16 protein-coding genes are annotated in these 17,465 nt (G+C 65.7%); 2 read left to right on the top strand and 14 right to left on the bottom strand.

What is annotated here, in order from left to right; all coding sequences use genetic code 11:
* Positions 1-151 precede the first annotated feature (151 nt).
* The 3 genes from M2163_RS03590 to M2163_RS03580 all read right to left on the bottom strand — a co-directional run bounded on the left by M2163_RS03590 (position 152) and on the right by M2163_RS03580 (position 3,820).
* On the bottom strand, positions 152-1,099 hold the full coding sequence (locus tag M2163_RS03590; protein ID WP_280893079.1) for an FAD-binding oxidoreductase: 948 nt from the start codon (positions 1,097-1,099) through the stop codon (positions 152-154).
* 80 nt (positions 1,100-1,179) lie between these two features.
* Positions 1,180-1,872, bottom strand: coding sequence for an aspartate/glutamate racemase family protein (locus M2163_RS03585; protein WP_280893078.1), 693 nt, complete (start codon positions 1,870-1,872; stop codon positions 1,180-1,182).
* Between the two features lie 211 nt (positions 1,873-2,083).
* Positions 2,084-3,820: an aminotransferase class V-fold PLP-dependent enzyme gene (locus M2163_RS03580; protein ID WP_280893077.1), complete on the bottom strand. Its 1,737-nt coding sequence runs from the start codon at positions 3,818-3,820 to the stop codon at positions 2,084-2,086.
* 1,072 nt (positions 3,821-4,892) lie between these two features.
* Between M2163_RS03580 and M2163_RS03575 the strand changes: the two genes are divergently transcribed.
* Together M2163_RS03575 and M2163_RS03570 are read left to right on the top strand one after the other, a co-directional pair.
* Positions 4,893-5,492 carry a TetR/AcrR family transcriptional regulator gene (locus tag M2163_RS03575; protein WP_280855127.1) on the top strand — a complete coding sequence of 200 codons (600 nt, stop codon included), beginning with the start codon at positions 4,893-4,895 and terminating at the stop codon, positions 5,490-5,492.
* Positions 5,493-5,855: 363 nt separating this feature from the next.
* Positions 5,856-6,011, top strand: a complete 156-nt coding sequence (locus tag M2163_RS03570; RefSeq protein ID WP_280893150.1) for a hypothetical protein — start codon at positions 5,856-5,858, stop codon at positions 6,009-6,011.
* On the opposite strand, the gene M2163_RS03565 is transcribed toward M2163_RS03570, so the two are convergent.
* The 11 genes from M2163_RS03565 to hcaB all read right to left on the bottom strand — a co-directional run bounded on the left by M2163_RS03565 (position 5,961) and on the right by hcaB (position 17,448).
* The gene (locus tag M2163_RS03565; protein ID WP_280893146.1) at positions 5,961-6,347 is read right to left on the bottom strand and encodes an SsgA family sporulation/cell division regulator; all 387 of its coding nucleotides are present in this window, start codon (positions 6,345-6,347) and stop codon (positions 5,961-5,963) included. The two genes, M2163_RS03570 and M2163_RS03565, sit on opposite strands and share 51 nt — an antisense overlap.
* A gap of 538 nt (positions 6,348-6,885) precedes the next feature.
* Positions 6,886-7,041: a hypothetical protein gene (locus M2163_RS03560; RefSeq protein ID WP_280893076.1), complete on the bottom strand. Its 156-nt coding sequence runs from the start codon at positions 7,039-7,041 to the stop codon at positions 6,886-6,888.
* A 276-nt stretch (positions 7,042-7,317) separates the two neighbouring features.
* Entirely contained in the window at positions 7,318-7,458 is a 141-nt protein-coding gene (locus M2163_RS03555) for a hypothetical protein (protein WP_280893075.1), read from the bottom strand.
* Positions 7,459-9,022: 1,564 nt separating this feature from the next.
* A complete protein-coding gene (locus tag M2163_RS03550) occupies positions 9,023-10,555 on the bottom strand; it encodes an MFS transporter (RefSeq protein ID WP_280854536.1) in 1,533 nt (510 codons plus the stop codon).
* Entirely contained in the window at positions 10,507-11,160 is a 654-nt protein-coding gene (locus M2163_RS03545) for a TetR/AcrR family transcriptional regulator (protein WP_280854538.1), read from the bottom strand. Before M2163_RS03545 ends, M2163_RS03550 begins: the two co-directional genes overlap by 49 nt.
* A gap of 471 nt (positions 11,161-11,631) precedes the next feature.
* The gene (locus M2163_RS03540; RefSeq protein WP_280854540.1) at positions 11,632-12,483 is read right to left on the bottom strand and encodes an SDR family NAD(P)-dependent oxidoreductase; all 852 of its coding nucleotides are present in this window, start codon (positions 12,481-12,483) and stop codon (positions 11,632-11,634) included.
* 176 nt (positions 12,484-12,659) lie between these two features.
* On the bottom strand, positions 12,660-13,226 hold the full coding sequence (locus M2163_RS03535; RefSeq protein WP_280893074.1) for a TetR/AcrR family transcriptional regulator: 567 nt from the start codon (positions 13,224-13,226) through the stop codon (positions 12,660-12,662).
* A 618-nt stretch (positions 13,227-13,844) separates the two neighbouring features.
* Complete coding sequence (locus tag M2163_RS03530; protein WP_280893073.1) at positions 13,845-15,167, bottom strand: MFS transporter; 1,323 nt, start codon at positions 15,165-15,167, stop codon at positions 13,845-13,847.
* A gap of 194 nt (positions 15,168-15,361) precedes the next feature.
* A complete protein-coding gene (locus M2163_RS03525; protein ID WP_280893145.1) occupies positions 15,362-15,727 on the bottom strand; it encodes a zinc ribbon domain-containing protein in 366 nt (121 codons plus the stop codon).
* 131 nt (positions 15,728-15,858) lie between these two features.
* Positions 15,859-16,272 carry a hypothetical protein gene (locus M2163_RS03520; protein WP_280854543.1) on the bottom strand — a complete coding sequence of 138 codons (414 nt, stop codon included), beginning with the start codon at positions 16,270-16,272 and terminating at the stop codon, positions 15,859-15,861.
* 387 nt (positions 16,273-16,659) lie between these two features.
* The gene (gene hcaB, locus M2163_RS03515; RefSeq protein ID WP_280854544.1) at positions 16,660-17,448 is read right to left on the bottom strand and encodes a 3-(cis-5,6-dihydroxycyclohexa-1,3-dien-1-yl)propanoate dehydrogenase; all 789 of its coding nucleotides are present in this window, start codon (positions 17,446-17,448) and stop codon (positions 16,660-16,662) included.
* Positions 17,449-17,465 lie beyond the last annotated feature (17 nt).

The raw sequence follows: 17,465 nt of genomic DNA, 5'->3' as shown, positions 1-17,465 counted from the left end.
ATCAGCGGATGCAGCCGCGAGCCCGATGAGGTCATGTGCGCAAGCAGGCGGCCCCCGCTTCAGCACGTGACGGTGCCGGAGGATGCATGGTTCGGCGGGCGCCGTCGTGCGAAACCACCCAGATCGATCCGATGACCCGTGTGGAGCGCGGTTACACCGGCGGCTGCGCGTCGTGGTCATGACCGGACTCGACGCCATCGACCAGTGTGGCCATGGGTCTGCCGATCACCGGCGCGTTCTTGAACTGGTTCCCGCTGGTGCCCATCGCGACGTAGTGATCCTCAGCGTCGGTACGGTCGTGGACCGGGGTCCAGTCACCGGCCACGTCGTGGACGCCGGCGGTGCCGGGGCCGGTTCGGGACGGCGAGGTCCGTGAGCCGACGGGCGCCGCGACGGGCCTGGGCTTCGATCCAAGGTCGGGCCTGGGTCGGCGTGGTCGGGAGGTCGATCCACGCCAATTGGTCGCATTCGGGTTCGTGCCACCGATGAGCAGACTGTGATCGGAGTCAGGGCGCGGGTAGGTGCCCAGGTCGAGGTCCAGGATGATCGGCGCCCCTCCGGGAATGCGGCGCAAGGACGCAGGCAGGGGGACGTGGTGCACCTCCTGACGCATCGGTGCGATGTTGACGGCGAACTCGTCACCGATACAGGCGAGGTTGTTGACGGCAGTCGACCAGGGCCCGGCCGCGGTCACGACGACAGTCGCCTCCAGCAGCTCGTCAGCGTTCACTCTCACCGACCAGACTGATCCGGTCCTCTCAAGGCTGGTGACAGCGCAGCGGCAGCGGAGGTCCGCCCCTTCGGCCACCGCGGCCTGGGCAAGGTTGGCCGCCGCCGGCTCAAGGTCGTCCACGTACCCGGCGCCGGGTGTGAACAGAGCGCCGAGCTCGCCATCCGGGTCCTTGAAGAATGCATCGGAGGAAATCGGCTTGGGCGGGAGGTAGTGGCCGACGTCGCTGCCCGGTACGGCCGCGGCTGGCTTTCCGGCTGCCCAGCGTTCGTAGGGGATGCTCAACGGAAGTTCGACGAAGCGCACGATGGCGCTGGACGCGCTGGTGGAGTCGTAGCCGGGACCGCCGGCCTTGTCCACCACCGTCACTGTTCGGCCGGTACTGCTGACCAAAGGGCGCGTTCGTCAGATGTCTGCCGCAGGGCGCACCCTCTGCTCTGCTTGGCTGATCAATCCGACAGTGCTGCGTCCACGGCGGCTGCGGCATGAAGACGTGCGGTGGGGAAGACCGGGACAGGACTGTCCGCGGGACCGATGAGAAGCTCGATCTCCGTGCAGCCCAGGATGATGCCCTCCGCGCCAAAGGCGACGAGGTCCTCCATGACCTTTCGGTAGGCAGCGCGAGATTCGTCCTTCACCACTCCGAGACAGAGCTCGTCGTAGATGATGCGGTGCACGACGGTGCGCTGCTCGGAACCCGGGATGTACACATGCAGGCCGCCGGCCTCAAGGCGGCCTCGGTAGAAATCCTGTTCCATGGTGAACGCCGTGCCTAGCAGACCGACCCGGCTCAGGCCCGAAGCCCGTACGGCGTCCGCCGTGGCATCGGCCAGATGCAACAGCGGAATGGACACCGCCGCCTCGACCGCGTCGGCCACCTTATGCATCGTATTGGTGCAGATGAGCATCAGGTCGGCGCCGGCTGCTTCCAGAGAACGAGCCGCCTCGGCAAGGATCTCGGCGGCTTCCGCCCAGCGTCTCTGGACCTGCATCTGCTCGATCTCCGCGAAGTCGACCGAGTAGAGCACGCATCGAGCTGAGTGGAGCCCGCCAAGTCGTTCGCGCGTGAACTCGTTCAGGAGCCGATAGTACTCAGCCGTCGATTCCCAGCTCATCCCGCCGATCAGACCGATGGTCTTCATCGACCTACTCCTCGCATGCCGTCATCGGGTTACGCTCACCTTCCTGACATGCTCTCATAAGTGAAATAAGCCCAGTCAGGCAAAGCCATAAGCCTTGCTTTGGTTTCTCTGGTCGGGCTCAGCCGCCGCCCGACGCAGGACAGGTGGTGTCCCGACGCGAAGCCATGACCGGGCGGATCACGTAAGCGGCGGCCCCGTCCCCGCCGACGGACTATCGACTTGCTGTGCTCCGCAAGCACACATCCGGCAGCGGAAACCATCGCAGTGCCTCCGCGGCCGGCGGCAGTTCGGCCGGACTCAGGGTCTCCTGCCGCCGGGACAGGAGGAGGCTGCGGGCGCGCTCCCGATGTGCTGCAAGCACCTCCTCACCTGCATGCTCGACGGGTGGGACACTCGCGGTGGCATCGAGTGCGCCCCGTAGCCCGGGTGCCGTCTCGGACGGCGTCGCACGGTGCTGCCAGATACCGGTGCCCAGGTCGAAGACGTAGTCGGGCAGCAAACGGTGACCTGCGGTTGCGATGAGTTCCACGCTCTCAATGATGTGTTCACGAACGGCATCGGACATGAAGTACGGGAAGCTGACTCGGGTCCAACCTGGCTTCATTGCCTCGATACCCTGATCCGTGACCATGTCTCGGTGCGCGTACGACTGTTCCGTACCGATGCCGAGCAAGCGGTGTCCGTAGGGACCTGCGCAAGAGCAGCCTCCGCGGGCCTGCACGCCGAACAGGTCGTCCAGCAGTGCGGTCACGAAATGGTGATGAAGGTACTCGTCTCCGTGCCGAATCAGGAACGAGACGATGGGGAGCCTGTCGGCAGCGGTGTTACCCAGGATGTGAATGCCGGGATGCTGCGCCCAGCGGTCCCTGACGTCCTGCCATGCTTTCTCCTCGCAGGAGCGGATGGTGTCCGTGCCCACTGACTCCTTGAGTGCGAAGACGAGGCCGGCGCGTATGGACTCGACGATGGCTGGTGTGCCGCCCTCTTCGCGTGGCACTGGGTCAGGTATGTAGCGGTGGCTGTCGAGTCCTACATAGCTGACGGTGCCGCCGCCCGGCACCACCGGCACCGCGTTGCGCAGAAGCTCGTTGTGCACGACGAGAACACCTGGCGTCTGGGGGCCGCCGGCGAACTTGTGCGGCGAGAGGAATACAGCATCCTTGTGGTCACGCCGGCCGGGTGCCGACTCATCCACACGGATGGGCAGATAGGGTCCAGCTGATGCGAAGTCCCAGAAGGACAAGGCGTTGTAGCTGTGCAGAAGACTGGCTATGGCGTCAGTGTCGGACATCATTCCGGTGACATTGGATGCCGCTGACATACAGCCGATCAGCTGAGGACGATCCGAGTACTTCTCGAGTGCCGCTCGCAGATCGTCCAGATCGATCCTGCCGGTGACGTCGTCCCGGATGATCACGACGTCTGCCAGTGATTCGCGCCAGGCAAGCTCGTTGGAGTGGTGTTCGTACGGCCCGAGGAACACCACCGGCCGCTCCTCCTCGGGCAGGGCGGCCGCCGTTTCAGAGGCCCCGCGGCGGACGGACCGCAAACCTAACAAGCCGATGATCTTGTCGATTGCGGCCGTGCTGCCTGAACCGCAGAAAATGACGTGGTGGCTGCCGTGCGCCCCGACTGCGTCCTCTATCAGCCTCCGGGCCTCTTCTCGAAGATGTCCCGTACGACGGCCGTTACCGGAGCTCTCGGTGTGTGTGTTGGCGTAGCGGGGGAGAACCGCCTCCCGTATGAAGTCTTCGATGAAGTCCAGCGATCGGCCCGATGCAGTCCAATCGGCGTAGGTGATGCGACGCGGGCCGTACGGGCCTTCGAGAAGGGCGCCGTCACCGATGAGTCCCTCTCGTATCCGGTGCAGGACGTCATGGGTCTCCGCTGCGTGTGCCTCAGGGGTGGTCTGTTCAGCCACCGGAGTGGTGTTCATCAGTTCTCGCAAGTCCATATTCTGGCAACGAATGAGAGGTCGCGGTGGTTCACACGCGGCCTATGCGCATTGGGGCGCTCGTGCAGACACCAGACCTTCATCGCAGGGCAGCCGCTGCCACCTCGAAGAAGTGCGGCCGGAAGGTGGCCGCGCCGATCCCATACTCGTCACCCCGAGCAAAACTGGGACGAGTGAGCAAATCACCGAAGTCGCCGAATCCTGACCAGGATTGATCACGTGACGGCCGTCGAGACTCCGATGGAAATTGATGGCCTCCAACCCAGGAGGCCCCATGGAACCGGGGCATGTCGGCGAGCAAGATCAAGCATCTCGCCCTGGTGGCCCGGGTCTGCGGTGAACACACCGAAGTGAGCATGTGGCGTGCCCTTGAGTGCCGCCTCGCTCACCTCGGGGTGCGCTGAAGACCATGGTGCAGGTGTAGTAATCGATCCGGTCCGACCCCTTCACCGCCGGTGCGAGGGACCAATCGTCGGGCATGTCAAAAAGGGTTTCTCCTTGCGGCTTCCACTAGCTGTACAGCACCAACTCGCCGCTCTGGCCGACCAGGAGGAGGGTGCCGACGAAGCCGCAACGGCGGCACGGGTCCGGGCAGGGGCCCGGTGGTGCCGGACGCCGTTCTCAGGTCGATGCATCGACGTACGCGCCGTGTCGCACCATGTGATGAAGACACAGACATGTGAACTCCTTCAGTTGGTTCGGGTGAAGCGGACTGCCTGGCCTGAAGTTCGGGATGTCGCCCGCTGCCACGTCGTGATCAGCCGGCGGCGCGCGAACCGATGAGGGAAGCCCTCATGCGTGCCCGCGTCTCGAAAGCCGGCAAGGTGCCGGGACCGCCGATCGCGTGTCGGGAGGCGTCGCCCTCCTGCCCCGGACGTCCGAGGAAAGTCAGGCTGGCAAACCGAAGAACTGACCTGGCGGACAGCCGTCGGCGTGGGCTGTTGGACGGCCCGCCCCGTGGTTTTTAAACGAGTGATTAATTAATACACTCGCGCTGTCAGTTGGTCAAGCGCGTGTTTAACTTTCTGGCGTGAAGCAGAATGACGGACGCCGACAGGCCGGAGCCATGACCAGAGCACGGCTCATCGAAGCGACGAAGGACGTCCTGGCCGATGCGGGCCGGTCAGGGCTGTCGCTGCGAACCGTCAGCGCAGCCGCGGGCACCAACATCGCCGCCGTGAAGTACCACTTCGGATCGCGGGACGCCTTGATCGACGAGGTCCTGGAAGATTTGATCGGTCAGTTGACCGCACGTCAGATTGCGGCGCTCGATGCTCTGGCATGCTCGGATCGGTGCGGTGACGTCCGGTCCTGGGTCATTGCGTGGGCCGGCCCGCTGATCGAGGTGATCGTCTCCGACACACCGGAGAACCGCCGGCTCGGCCGGATCATCGGACGGGCGCTCGGCGACCGAGTGGACCTCGCACCCCAAGTCCGGGCCCTTGTGGGTGACGCCGACAAGAGACTCGTTCGCGGGCTGGCCCAGGCGCTGGCACCCATCGCCGACGCGGAAGTCTGGCTGCGCGTCACCGTGATGGCGAGCGCGCTGGCCGGTCTCGCGGGAGACGCGTTCACCCCGATGCTGCAACGGGCGGCCACAGCGGAGCCGCTGCGAGAGCGGCTGATCGACGTACTCGAACCGCTTGCCTGCGGCCCGCTCACTTGATCAAAGCCGAGGTGCGCGAGCGGTTCGTCGAGGAGATCCGGGACGGCAACTCTGCGGATGAAGCCGGTAGTTGAGTGGAGGGTGAAGCGCGGGCTGATGCGGTTCGTCACAAGTGAGGTGTCAGGGGTGCTGCGGTGCCTACCAGCAGCCGGTCACCCGCGTCGGTCCGCGTTGCTCTCGATGAGCGTGTCGCGGGCATCGTGGCCGTGGCACTTTGTACCAGTGGTTGCAGCGCATCTCGCAGTTCACCCGCTGCGATCTCGAAAACGGTGACGATCGCTTGATCCTTCACCTCGGCCTCAAGCCGCTGGCCATCGCTGCGGGGTGTGCCCAGATCGGTAGAGAGAGTCAGGTGTCCGGACGATGCTTCCGACCTTTGAGGCGGGTGTCGATCTGGATGCCAAGCACCACGTGAGCGTTTACCAGTGGGTACCTGGCTGGCCGTTTGCCGTGAGCGGGAAGGCGCCGTCAGGCGACCTCGCCCAGCAGTCGGGAAAGTTCACCGTCGAGGTCGAGTGACGCCCCCTCAAGGCCTGCCGGCACGAGGTGGTATGACCGGCACAGCCATGGCGTGACCAGGTCCATGGGCACAGTGAACAGCGCTTGTCCGTCAAAGGAAGACAACTTGAGAAACAGCAGGCCCGTCTGATCCGCTCTACCTGGCCATATCCGCACGTCGCCGAATCCGCTCGGCCGTACCGTCCCCTCAGCGAGCAGGTCCCGTGCGAAGACCCAACTGACAGGGGCGTGCTCTCCTGGGTAGAAGGTGACACGTACACCGTACGGATCTTGTGAATCATATGTAGCGTGAGTGGTCACAGGGATGGCGAGTCCTCCTGGCGCCACAAGGTGCATTATGCAGTCAAGTTCCGCCAGGGCCATGCCGTTGCTCCATGAATGAGAGTGACGCGTAGTTGAGGGTTTCAGTGGTGCCGGCTGCCCCACATCGGGTTACACCGCACGCAGCAAGACGTACCGGTCTGTGTCCGGTACGCCATGTCCGTAGCCCGGGGTCTGGCTCTACAGCCCCTCGACCGGCCTTGTTTCCCACTGATCGCAAAGAACTTACGTCTTGCGAAACAAAAAGTGAACGCCCTCCGCTCGTGACATAGGCCATTGAGTGTCGGTCCGTCATGCGAGACGTGTGGGAATAAATGAGAGCTGGGCGAAACAGTCTCAGCGTGATGCCAGGGCGTCGCTGGAACGTCCACGGGCCACCATCAACGCACATCGTGAATGGCTTGAGGCTACTGATCAGTTCTACTGACGAGTATGGCATGGTGGCGCAGTGCTGATGCCGCGCGAGAGTGCGTACGGCGACCAGTGCTCGGCGGCGTCTCGCCGTCAGGTCAGGAATGCGGTGAGTTCCCAAGTGTAGTTGAATGACGTCGCGTCAGGAAATAGCGTCGCTGCGGCGGTAGGACGGCATGGTGATCGTGGACAGCACGGCACCCTGGCTGCTGAGCGCGGATCGGTGCGAGTGCTCGGCATGCTGTTCTTGGCCGCAGACGATCACGTCGACGCTGTACTGGGCAAGGAATGAAGACATAAACAACTGGTCATGTGTCCGGAGCAGTTGATCGATGCAACCGCGTGTCACCCCTTCAGGGCCGACCGGCAGGAACACGGTTCTTGCCGCGATACCCAGATTGGCGGGACTTCAGAGTTGAGCGGTGCGGAGGTGTGCCCGGGCTCGACGGGTGGTGACGCAGCGTCTCCGTGGACGGTGGTTCTCCGCATTGCGGAAGCCGAACGCGGCTCGTGCCACGAGCTTGATCACCTGGTTGATGCCCTCGCTCTTGGCGTTGGGGGATCCAGCGGCGACTTACGCCTCGATCTCGGACCACCAGTGGTCGACGGTGACGGCGAGCTGCCGCACCTCGCGGATGAGGGCGTCCGCGCACCAGGTGAGGAATCTCCAGCGTGCGTTGCCGGCTGTGTGTCGTCCGGCTCCGGTGCGGGCCATGGTGAGGCGAATGCCGACGTTCTCTTGGCAATCCACGCCGTCAGCAGCGTCTGACCGAGCTCCCCCTCGCCGAGCTGCGTGTTCCACATGGTGGCGAACTGCCCGTCGGTGAGATCCTCGCGGTTGCGCAGGAGTCGTCGTCTGGCCTTCCATTCAGGGTCGGTGGCCCGTCCACGTGGGCCGCGAAGCTCGGCAGTGGTACGGCGCCGGACCATGGACAGCTGCCGCGGTCAGGTGTTCCGTGTGTTCCTGGAGTGAACGCACGCGCCGTCACCGTCCCGGGCCTGGCGGGGCCCGAGCCTGCCGATCAGGTTTTCGCGTCGCCACCCATAAGGTAGGACGTTCGGTATTGACAGTGCGAATAGATCTTGACACGCTATGGAGATAGAACGTTCGTTACAGGCGTCTGGACGTGACATGAGGCTCCGAGTCTTGTACCGCACTGTCATCACTACCGGTGCTTTCCTCATTCTGGGAGCAACGACTTCTCCTGGAAGGGCGTGGGGGCCAGGAAGCGATCTCCGCTTTCGCAGTCGAGTCCCGTCCCTCTATGCGGCGCGCGGGCGGACTCCCCCGGCGGGGCCATGAGGGAAACACGTCGGTCGAGGCCACCGTCGCGGTCAAGTCTCGCGCTCCGGTATCTGCCCCAGAACCGAGAAGGCCCCTTCGCGAGGGCCGACCGCTGACCACGCTGGTCCACCGCACCCGGGCCGCCGCTCGGATGACGTGCGCAGTGGGCGCGGGTCGCCTCGGAAAGGACGCGACGCCAGCCCGGTCACGTCAGGCAATCCGCAGAGGGTCATGACATTAGTTGCGGCCGGTGCGCCCCGCTGACAAACGGACATACAGCGGGATCTGCCCGGCCATGTGGATCGTCGTGGTCAGTCCGCCGTGACTTCGTACGGTGACATGGGGTGCCGGCGCGCTGGCGGGGCTCCCTTCGTGGGCGGGCCTCGCCGGTTTGGGGCCGGCGAGGTGAACAGGGCCGATCCGGTCGAGGGCCCACAGGGCCACTCGGCTGCACACAGGGCGAGGGCTCCACTGGTGGCGATGGCCGCGACGTCGTGTGCGCATCGATTCAGGCCGTTCGCCCAGGCAAGCTGGCTGCGGCAGCAACAGGGAGACGGCGCCGTGCAGGCAGGCGCCGATGGTGCGGGTGGCTCTGTAGGGGCCGCATCGCTGATCATGCCGGACCGAGGTCCGGCATCTCAGCCTTGCCAGATGTGACCGGCCGATCCTGACGCCGAACTCCCCTGCCAGGCAGGCGGGTTCACAGTCGGTGTGCTGAACCGAATGAAGCCGGTCGGCCTTCCGCGGTGGTGACGCCGCAAACAGCGCCGCACCGGCGAGTGTCCGACCGCAGGGATTGCGTGCAACTGTGCGGACGGGGTCAGGGCGGGCGGCCAGCGTCTGGTCCCGTTAGCGAGTGGTGGGGCGGGAGCGACGGCTGCGTATGGCCGTGAGGCGGATACCGGCACGCTCCTGGTGTCCGCCTCACGGCTGCCCCTGCTGGCCTCTGCCAGGTTCTGCTTCGGCGCATCTCTCACAGCCGAGAAGACGACATCTACTGATCTCGCACCGGGGAGAGTGTCTTTCCTTCCCTCACCTCGCCGTCGTGTGTGCCGACAACCTTGGTGGATGTCTCCGCTGACGGGACGCGTTCGGCGCGTACCGACAGCACAGAGGAGCCGAACAGCAGCACCGCGATGAGAATCGACACCGCGATGATCGCGGGGCTCGACCCGTATGCCCCGGCGCTCGCGTAGTAGATGCCACCGATGATCGCGACCGACAGAGCGGCGCTGATCTGAAGGGTCGCGCTGACCAAACCGCTGGCCAGGCCGGCGAACGTACGCGGGATGTGGGTGACCGCGATGCGGATCAGCGACGGCAGGGCGAGGCCTTGGCCGAAGCCGATGAGCGCCAGGGGTGCGGCGGCCCACGGGGTCTGGTCGAGTGCGGCGACCAGTGCGGCGAAGACGAGGAAGCCGATGGTCTCCAGGAGCAGGCCGAGAGCGGCGATACGGCGCGGCATGATCCGCATGAGGTACTGCACGGTCAGCGGTCCGATCAGGAACCCGATGCCCAGTGGCAGGATGTCCAGGCTGGCCTGGAGCGGCGTGCGCCCTTCGGACTGCTCGTATTCGGAGAAGATGAGGAAGAACGCAGCGATGGAGTAGAACAGGGCGACCGCCGTCAGTGCGATCCGCACACCGGGCGCAGTCACTGCTCGTGGTGGTACCAGGGGCATGACGTGGCGCTCGCTGTTCCGGACGGCGCTCAGGGTCGACTCGAAGCGCCAGAACCTGTGCAGCAGGCCGGCGGCGACGACGAGCAGGACGAAGCACCACCAGGGCCAGTTCAGCGCGCGTCCCTCGACCAGCGGAATGACGATTCCGGCAAGGCCGGTGAAAAGCAGAATGGCGCCGATCCAGTCGAGTTTCTCCACGCCTCGCGTGTGCGGATCGTGCAGGAACAGGCTGCCCAGCAGCGCGAGAGCGGCGATGGGCAGGTTGAGGAGGAAGATCACCCGCCAGCCCAGGCCCCAGAGGTCGGCGGTGACGAGGAGTCCGCCCAGGGACTGGCCGATGACGGCGGCGAGTCCGAAGGTCGCACCGTGGAAGCCGAGGGCGATCGTCTGCTCCCGGCCTTCAAGGCTTGCGCGGATGAGGGCCAGGGATTGCGGGGCGGCCAGGGCGGCGCTGAGACCCTGCAGGATACGACCGACGACGAGCAGCCACGGTTCCCCGGCCGAACCGCACAGGAGCGACGCAAGGGCGAATCCCACGAGGCCGATGAGGAAGATCCGCCGTCGCCCGTAGAGATCGCCGAGTCGGCCACCGAGGGTGAGTGTCACGGCGTACGTGGCGGCGTAACTGGCCACGATCTGCTGGCCCAGAATGTCGCCGCCGCCGAGGTCGTCCTGGATCGAGGGAATGGCGAGATTGACGATGAAGAAATCCAGCGGCGGCAGCAGTGCGCCGGCCAGCAGTGTGACGACGCCTACCCATGCCCGGGCCGACGTGTGTGATGTGGAAGTCGAGGTCATTACCTGCCCCTGCTCTCGGCAACATCCGGTTCGTCCGGCTGTCCCCACAGGGCCAGAAGGGCGTCGGCGGAACGTTGCATCGTTTCGGCGGGCACGCCATCGCGCGCCTGAGTGGAGATGCCCATGAGAAAGCCGTAGATGAGGCCGGCCATGGCCTCCGCATCGGTCCCCGGCGGCAGCGCACCCTCAGCGATCGCCTGTCGGACCCTGTCCAGGACGCGGGAGCGGGTGATGTGGCGTCGCTCCGCGACCATTGCGTAGACCGGGTCGTCCGTGTCCGAAATCGGGGCGGCCAGCACCATCATGCAGCCGAGCGGGTGCTCCTTGTCGGTCTGCATCGCGATCGACCGGCTCAGGGTCTGCCTGATGGCTTCCTTCGGATCCAGCGAAGCATCGGTCAGCGGGTCGAGGACGCGCCCGTATGTCGCGCGGTAGTGCGCGATCGATTCGGTGAACAACTCGGCCTTGCTGCCGAACAGTTGGTAGAAGCTCGCCGACGGCATGCCGCCCATCGCCTCACGCAGCTCGGCGACGCCGGTCGCTTCGTACCCCTGCTGCCAGAACACGCGCACGGCGGTCTCAAGAGCTGGTTTCCGCTCGAACTTGCGGGGTCGGCCCCTCCCGCGCCGCACTGTCTCATTGGTTCCGTCCATATTTAAAGACTAGTCGATCTAAAATAAGGAGTCAACGGCGGCAGTCGTGGTGTGCTGCTGATGGGCGTCTGGAGTCCCATGAACTGGGGGAGTTGTTCCGACGGCGGTGCCGGTGACGGGACGGCGAGGTGGGACCCGAAGGCGGGGGTCCCGCCTCGCCGTGTCCGCGTGACTGTCTCGACGAGGTGCGTCGCGCGGAAATGGTTCACCGCCACGACTACGAGGTCACCGCTCACTTGAGCGGCCTGTTCGTCGCGGAATGCCGCCATCGCTACGGCCAACTGATCTGGCACTTGCCGGGCCATTAGATGAGCAGACCGACTTCCGGCGGCCGTACAAGTGCCCATCGGGCAGGCACATGGTCACCGAGCTCGTTCTCACGGTCCGCGCCGGCAGTAATGCGGGCCGGCTTTCGGGACATGGGTGCAGTGCACCCACGCTGGCCGAGCCGACGCCGCGGTATCGCGCCGGTCATTCCTGCTGCTCCGTCGGCCGGACCAGGACCTCGTTCACGGCGACGTGACGCGGCCTGGTGACGATGAAGCCGATGGTGTCCGCCACGTCCTCGGGCCGCAGGCACTCCATCGTGGAATAGCGCTCGTACATCCGCTCCTGGACCTCGGGGCGGTTCTGGAGGGGCAGCTCGGTCTCCACCGCACCAGGCTCGACGAGCGAAACACGCAGGTGGCGCTGTGTGACTTCCTTGCGGAAGGCTTCCCCGAAGGCGTTCACCGCGTACTTGCTCGCGTTGTAGACACCGCCGCCTCCGCGGACCATACGACCCGCGGTACTGCTGACCAGGACGAGGTCGGCCACGTTGCGCGGGCCGTTGGCCGCCGCCTCGAGCAGGTGCGGGGAAGCCGCGTGGGCGGTGTACATGAGCCCGAGCGTGTTGAGTTCGATCATCCGGCGCCAGTCGGTCGTGTCGGCGCCCATGATCGGTCCGAGGATCATGACGCCCGCGTTGGCGACCACGGTGTCGAGGCGACCGTAGGTCTCGACCGTGCGGGCGACCACGGCGTGGGCCTGCTCTTCGTCCGTGAGGTCCGCGCCCACGGCCAGGGCGTGACCACCGGCACCTGCGATTTTTTCGACGAGTGCGTCGAGACGGTCCGCGCGCCGGGCCACGACGCTCACGCGGGCGCCCAGAGCGGCCAGCGCAAGCGCGGTGCCCTCGCCGATCCCGCTACTGGCGCCGGTGACCAAAGCGACCGTGCCAGCCAGCGGGCTGGAGGTCGAAGGACGACCCCAAGTCGGGAACTCGTCCGTCAAAGTCTGTTGGGGCGTGTGCGCGGAATCCGCGATATGAGAATGACTGGTCATGAGGTCGACGGTAGGAGTACTCCGCGCGCCGCGGGAGGGCGCAGTACTCCCACCCGCGGCTACCGGATGCCGTACGACGTCGGCCTGGGCAAGGGCCCACCGGGGCGGGTGCTGGTGTTCTCGAAGAGGAGAAATCGCAGATCACACGACAGAGAGCTTGCTGCTCGGCGTGGGCGCTAGCCGATGAGCAGTCGCAACTCCTCGCGGACGGCGACAAGGGCGTCGACTGTCCGCTCGCTGCGGCAGATGACAAGAGCGCCCTCGATGGCGCTGACGGCGAGCGTCGCGACGCGCTCGGCCCGGGGGCCGTCGACGCCGTGCGCGGCGAGATGATGAGCGACCGCCCCGCGCCATGCCTTGAAAAACGCCATGCTGGTCAGCCGGAGCTGGTCCGATTGCGCGGACCGTTCGATGCAGACGGGCACGACCGGGCACCCGGCTGTGAACTGGGAGTCTGCGAACTCCGCCGCGATCGCGTCCACGCAAGCCGTCATGAAGCCGGCAGCCGAGTCACTCTCGGCCGCGGTCGCGTCGAGCCGTTCAAGCAGCTGGGTGGTCCGCAGCGTGACCACTTCACGCGCGATCTCGTCCTTGCCGCCCGGGAAGTGGAAGGTCACGGATCCCCGCGGAGCCCCGGACGCGGTCACGATGTCGCTGATCGCGGTGGCGCCGAAACCCCGCTCGCGCATGCTTCGCATCGACGCTTGGATGATGCGGTCCCGAGTGTCCGTGCGTCGTCCCATGTAGCCCTCCTTGACCTGCCCCGACGGTACCAGGACGCACGTACGAGCAAGCTCTACTCGGATGTCTGTACGAGATCATCCCTGTTCATCCGCGCGGAGGCGACATCGCTGTACCCGTCGGAGCGAATGCCCTTGCCCCCCATCGACGCCACCAACGACGCCGGCGCGACATCAGCCACCTGACCCTCTTGGCCTCACCATCAACGCCTGCGCAGATTCGACCGGCTGCGACGCCGGAGAAAAGGGTTACGCCGTGACGTTTCGTCTCCGATGCGGTAGCCACGTTCACCATGGATGCGCAGCGTGCGACCATCGACCTGAGACGGCCGCTACGCATACCGGATCTGGACCACGGATGAGGTCGTCGACGCCTTGGAGGAGCTGAAGCGCCGGGGCTGCGCCGCGTTGCAGTCCTCATCTGTGTCCTGTTTGTCCTACGCGCCTGTACCGGCCCGCGGGCCGTCCTCGCCGGGTTCGAATGACGCCCCAGCCAGCGATCGAAGCGACTCAAGCGACTCAGGTCGCGACAACGCTTGTGCACCGCCCACTCGCTGTGCTCCTCAGGCGGCAGCACCTGCTCATGGTCTCCGAGGCAGTGAGTATGAGAGCAGACCCTTCCTAACGCTCGCCTGTCAAATCGGCGGAGTCGGCAGTCTCGTCGGCTTGCTTGTCCCGGCCACGGGGCAGAGGCCATCGCCTGCCCGCTGCGAGGCTGACGCCGCAGAGAACGGCCGCGACGGCAAAAGCTGTGGCCACTCCCGCGCGTGCCACGATGCCCCACACTGCACTGGACGCGGCGACTACAGCGCCCGAGGTGACGACGTAGGCCGCCATGACTCGGGCGCGCATCGCTTCGTCGACCACTCGCTGCGCCGCTACATAGGCGCAGGTGCTGCCGAGCGTGTAGCCCATGCCTGAGACCAGGAGGGCCGCACCTACGATGACAGGCTGGGTACAGACCGCTGCGGTCACCAGCGCGACAGTGAGCAGGACAGCCGAGGCGCTCATGCCCCATGCCTCTCCGCGCCCCTCGACTCGGGACCAGATGGTCACCGACAACGCTGCACCGGAACCGAACGTCGCCAGGAGCACCCCGTAACCGCTACCGTCGAGCCCCAGTCGCTCGTCGGCGAGGACGGGTGTCAGAGCCATTACTGAGATGGCCGGCACCATGAAGATCGTGAGGCGAGTAAGGATCTGACGCTGCGGCGCCGTCATGATGCACCGAAGGCCGGCGTGGAGTGACTGTCCGAAGGACTCTGTGGGCCGTGACGCCGGTACGGGCGCCTTCCAGGCCAGAAGGGCAAGCACAGTGCATGAGAGGGCGAACGCATTGATGGCGAAAATCCACTGTGTGCCGAGTGCGGCGATCACTAGGCCTGCGAGCGCGGGACCGACTGCTTGAGCCACGTTGAACGTCAGACCGTTCAGTGCGATCGCTCGACCGACGAACCGACTGGGGACCAGTGACGGCTGGAGAGCTGCCCAGGTGGGTGCGGCAATCGCCGTGCCGAGACCGATGGCGAAGGTGAGCGCGAGTACCACCAGCGGGTCGGTCCAACCGATCCACGTGGCCACAGACAAGGCGGTCGCGCTGAGGGCCATCCAGGCCTGGCAAGCGACGAGCAGCAGCCGGCGGTTGACCCTGTCGGCGAGTGTGCCGGCGGCGAAGCCAAGCGCTACCAAGGGCGCATAGGTGGCAGTCTGGATCAACGAAACCTGTAGGGGCGACCCTCCGTGGTCCTGGATCGCCCATGCTGAGCCTGTCACCTGCATGAGTCGACCTGCATTGGCGACGAGTTGGGTCACGAACAAGATCCGGAAAGCCGTATATGCGAACGGAGCCCATGTGGAAACTCGTCCTGACCCGCGCGAGGTCGGAACCCCTCCGGGAACGGCCGCAGCGGTGCCCCGTCGTTGCTCCTGCTGTCGTCTGATCATGCGCTAGGCCTACTTCGTGGTTGCTCGGCATGGTGCCTGAGATCGCAGCGGGCGCGAGGTGCGGAGGCGACGACCGGGGGCGGGCAAGCCGGAGGATGGTCACAGCCCCACGTCGGGGCGCTCTCGCCGTCCCGGACCAAGGCATCTGGTTCCCGCGGATCGGTGGACATGACATTGGGCGCGACGGACATGACCTAGGCTTCAAGGAGACGGAAGAGCGGCATCTTTCGGATCACGTCCTTGGGCGTGACCAACTGCACTCGCGCTCCGACAGGGATGCCTACCGAAAGTCCCATGACGCGGGCACGCACGACGAACCCTTCTGTGAGCTCGATCAAAGACTCGTTGCGTGCGGAAGGCCCGCGCCTCAGAAGCGTCCGGGAGTACCGCACCGTGCCGGTGCCCTCGCTCAGTTCGATGCGTAGCTCCGTGTTTCGGCACGCCGGGCACAGGAGACGGTGATACGCGGCCGTGCCGCACCAGGTGCAGCGCTGAAAGTACAGCCTTGTCGCGCTCAGGTCCTTTGCCCACACAGAACCAGTCGTTGCGGCGGGTGTCAGTCTGAGTGTCTCTTCTCTCTGCCCGTGCATGCTTCCGCTCCCAGTGGGTGGCTGTGGCGTCCCGCTTCGTGCCCATGCTCGGGGGGCTGAGGGGTTTGCCGACTCGGTGGGGCCCCGGTCCATGATTCGGGTCAAGCCAGGGTGCGCCGGCGCAGCAGCCAGGCCGAGGTGAGGCGCGAGATCTCGCGCATGATGAGGTCATCGAGCGTCTGCCGGTCGGTTCCCAGCCCGACGATCGTCCACCAGTTGCCTTTTGCCTGGAACGACTCGACATCGGCGGCCTGGACCCAAGTGTCGCCGTCGACGGTGAAGAGGAGCTCTTCTGTGGAGGTGTCGCGGCGAACGACGCCGTCGACGATGTGTACCCGGCGCTCGTAGACGGTCTGGGCCTCGCCGAGAGAACCTCGTACGGTTCGCTCGAGCACCGTGGCACCGCGCTTGCACCGGGCGTACTGCCGTGCCTCCGCAGCGCTCGAGAAGACCTCGACCTCACTGTCCATGGTGCGCACCACATGTACCGTGCGACTGCCGTCTTGAACGTTCATCTGTACTCCCTGTCCAGACTGATACGCCGTCGTGGTGAGCGGCCGCTTGCGTGCGCCGTCGTTGCGTGACGATGCCCCGGCAGAGCATCGCCTGGTCACGATGCCCGTTCTTGCCGCAGCCCGAGTGAGCCTGCGCTGCTCGGGAAGAACATCGGCCCAGTCGGCAGTCGGCGGCCGTGCCGAGTGCCGAACAGAGCGATCCGGTGTGCGATGACTGTGTGTTGTGGCAGTTCCGAGGAGTGGCGGGCCGAACTTTCCGAAGGTGCCACGGACCCGGTCAGACCGCCGTCGCGGAGAGCAGGAGCGGGGGCGCGAACTTGCGTTGGGCACGAATGAGACGTGGGGCAGGACGAAAAGGGGGTTGCCCAACGGCGATCTGTTCGCCCGTCATTGGACGCGGTGAGGCGTACCCACCGCGCTGATGTCGAAGACCGTTCCGGTGACGGTGAGGGCGTCACGGCTCGAGGCCAGCAGGACGTAGGTCCCCACGTAGTCGGCCGGTTCGATCACCCTCTCCAGGGCTGAGTACTTCTCCTGGTACTCCTGGATCGGAATGTCCTTGATCTGGCGCTGATCCAGGCCGAGCGACTTCGGTCCGCTCAGGTTCGTCGCCATTCCTCCCGGAGCGACTCCGTTCACCCGGATCTCCGGTGCCAGCTCGTAGGCCAGCTGCCGTACAACGCCGAGTCCGGCATGCTTCGTCGCGGTGTAGAGGACGCCGCCGCCCTGTGGATAGAAGGACGCGTTGGACAGCGTGAGGATGACCGTGCCGCGCGACTGCCTGAGTGCGGCCGCTGCTGCCCTCGCGCCCAGCAGGTAGCCCAACACGTTCACGCCGAAAAGTTCACGGAACCCGGTTTCGAGCTCAGTCGGCGAGAGGTCCACCAGATTGCGGCTGAAGTCCCACAACCCGACGTTGCCTATGAATACGTCGAGCCGGCCGAAGGTGTCCACGGCAGCAGCGACGGCCCGCTCGTTGTCTGCGTACGAGGTGACGTCGCCGGTGACGACGCTGAGGTCGTTGCTGCCGATCGCCTCCAACGCGGCGGCCTTGTCAGGGTCTCGTTCGAGGACCACGATCCGCGCACCCTCGTCGAGGAAGCGGTCCACGATGGCTCGCCCGACCCCGGAGCCGCCGCCGGTGAGCAGGACGACACGTCCCTCAAGTCCGCGCACGTCGATGTGTCCTTTCC

It is taken from the genome of Streptomyces sp. SAI-135 (assembly GCF_029893805.1).
Classification (GTDB): domain Bacteria; phylum Actinomycetota; class Actinomycetes; order Streptomycetales; family Streptomycetaceae; genus Streptomyces.
Note: the sequence above shows the minus strand (reverse complement) of the source record. Positions and strands in the feature narration are given on the sequence as shown.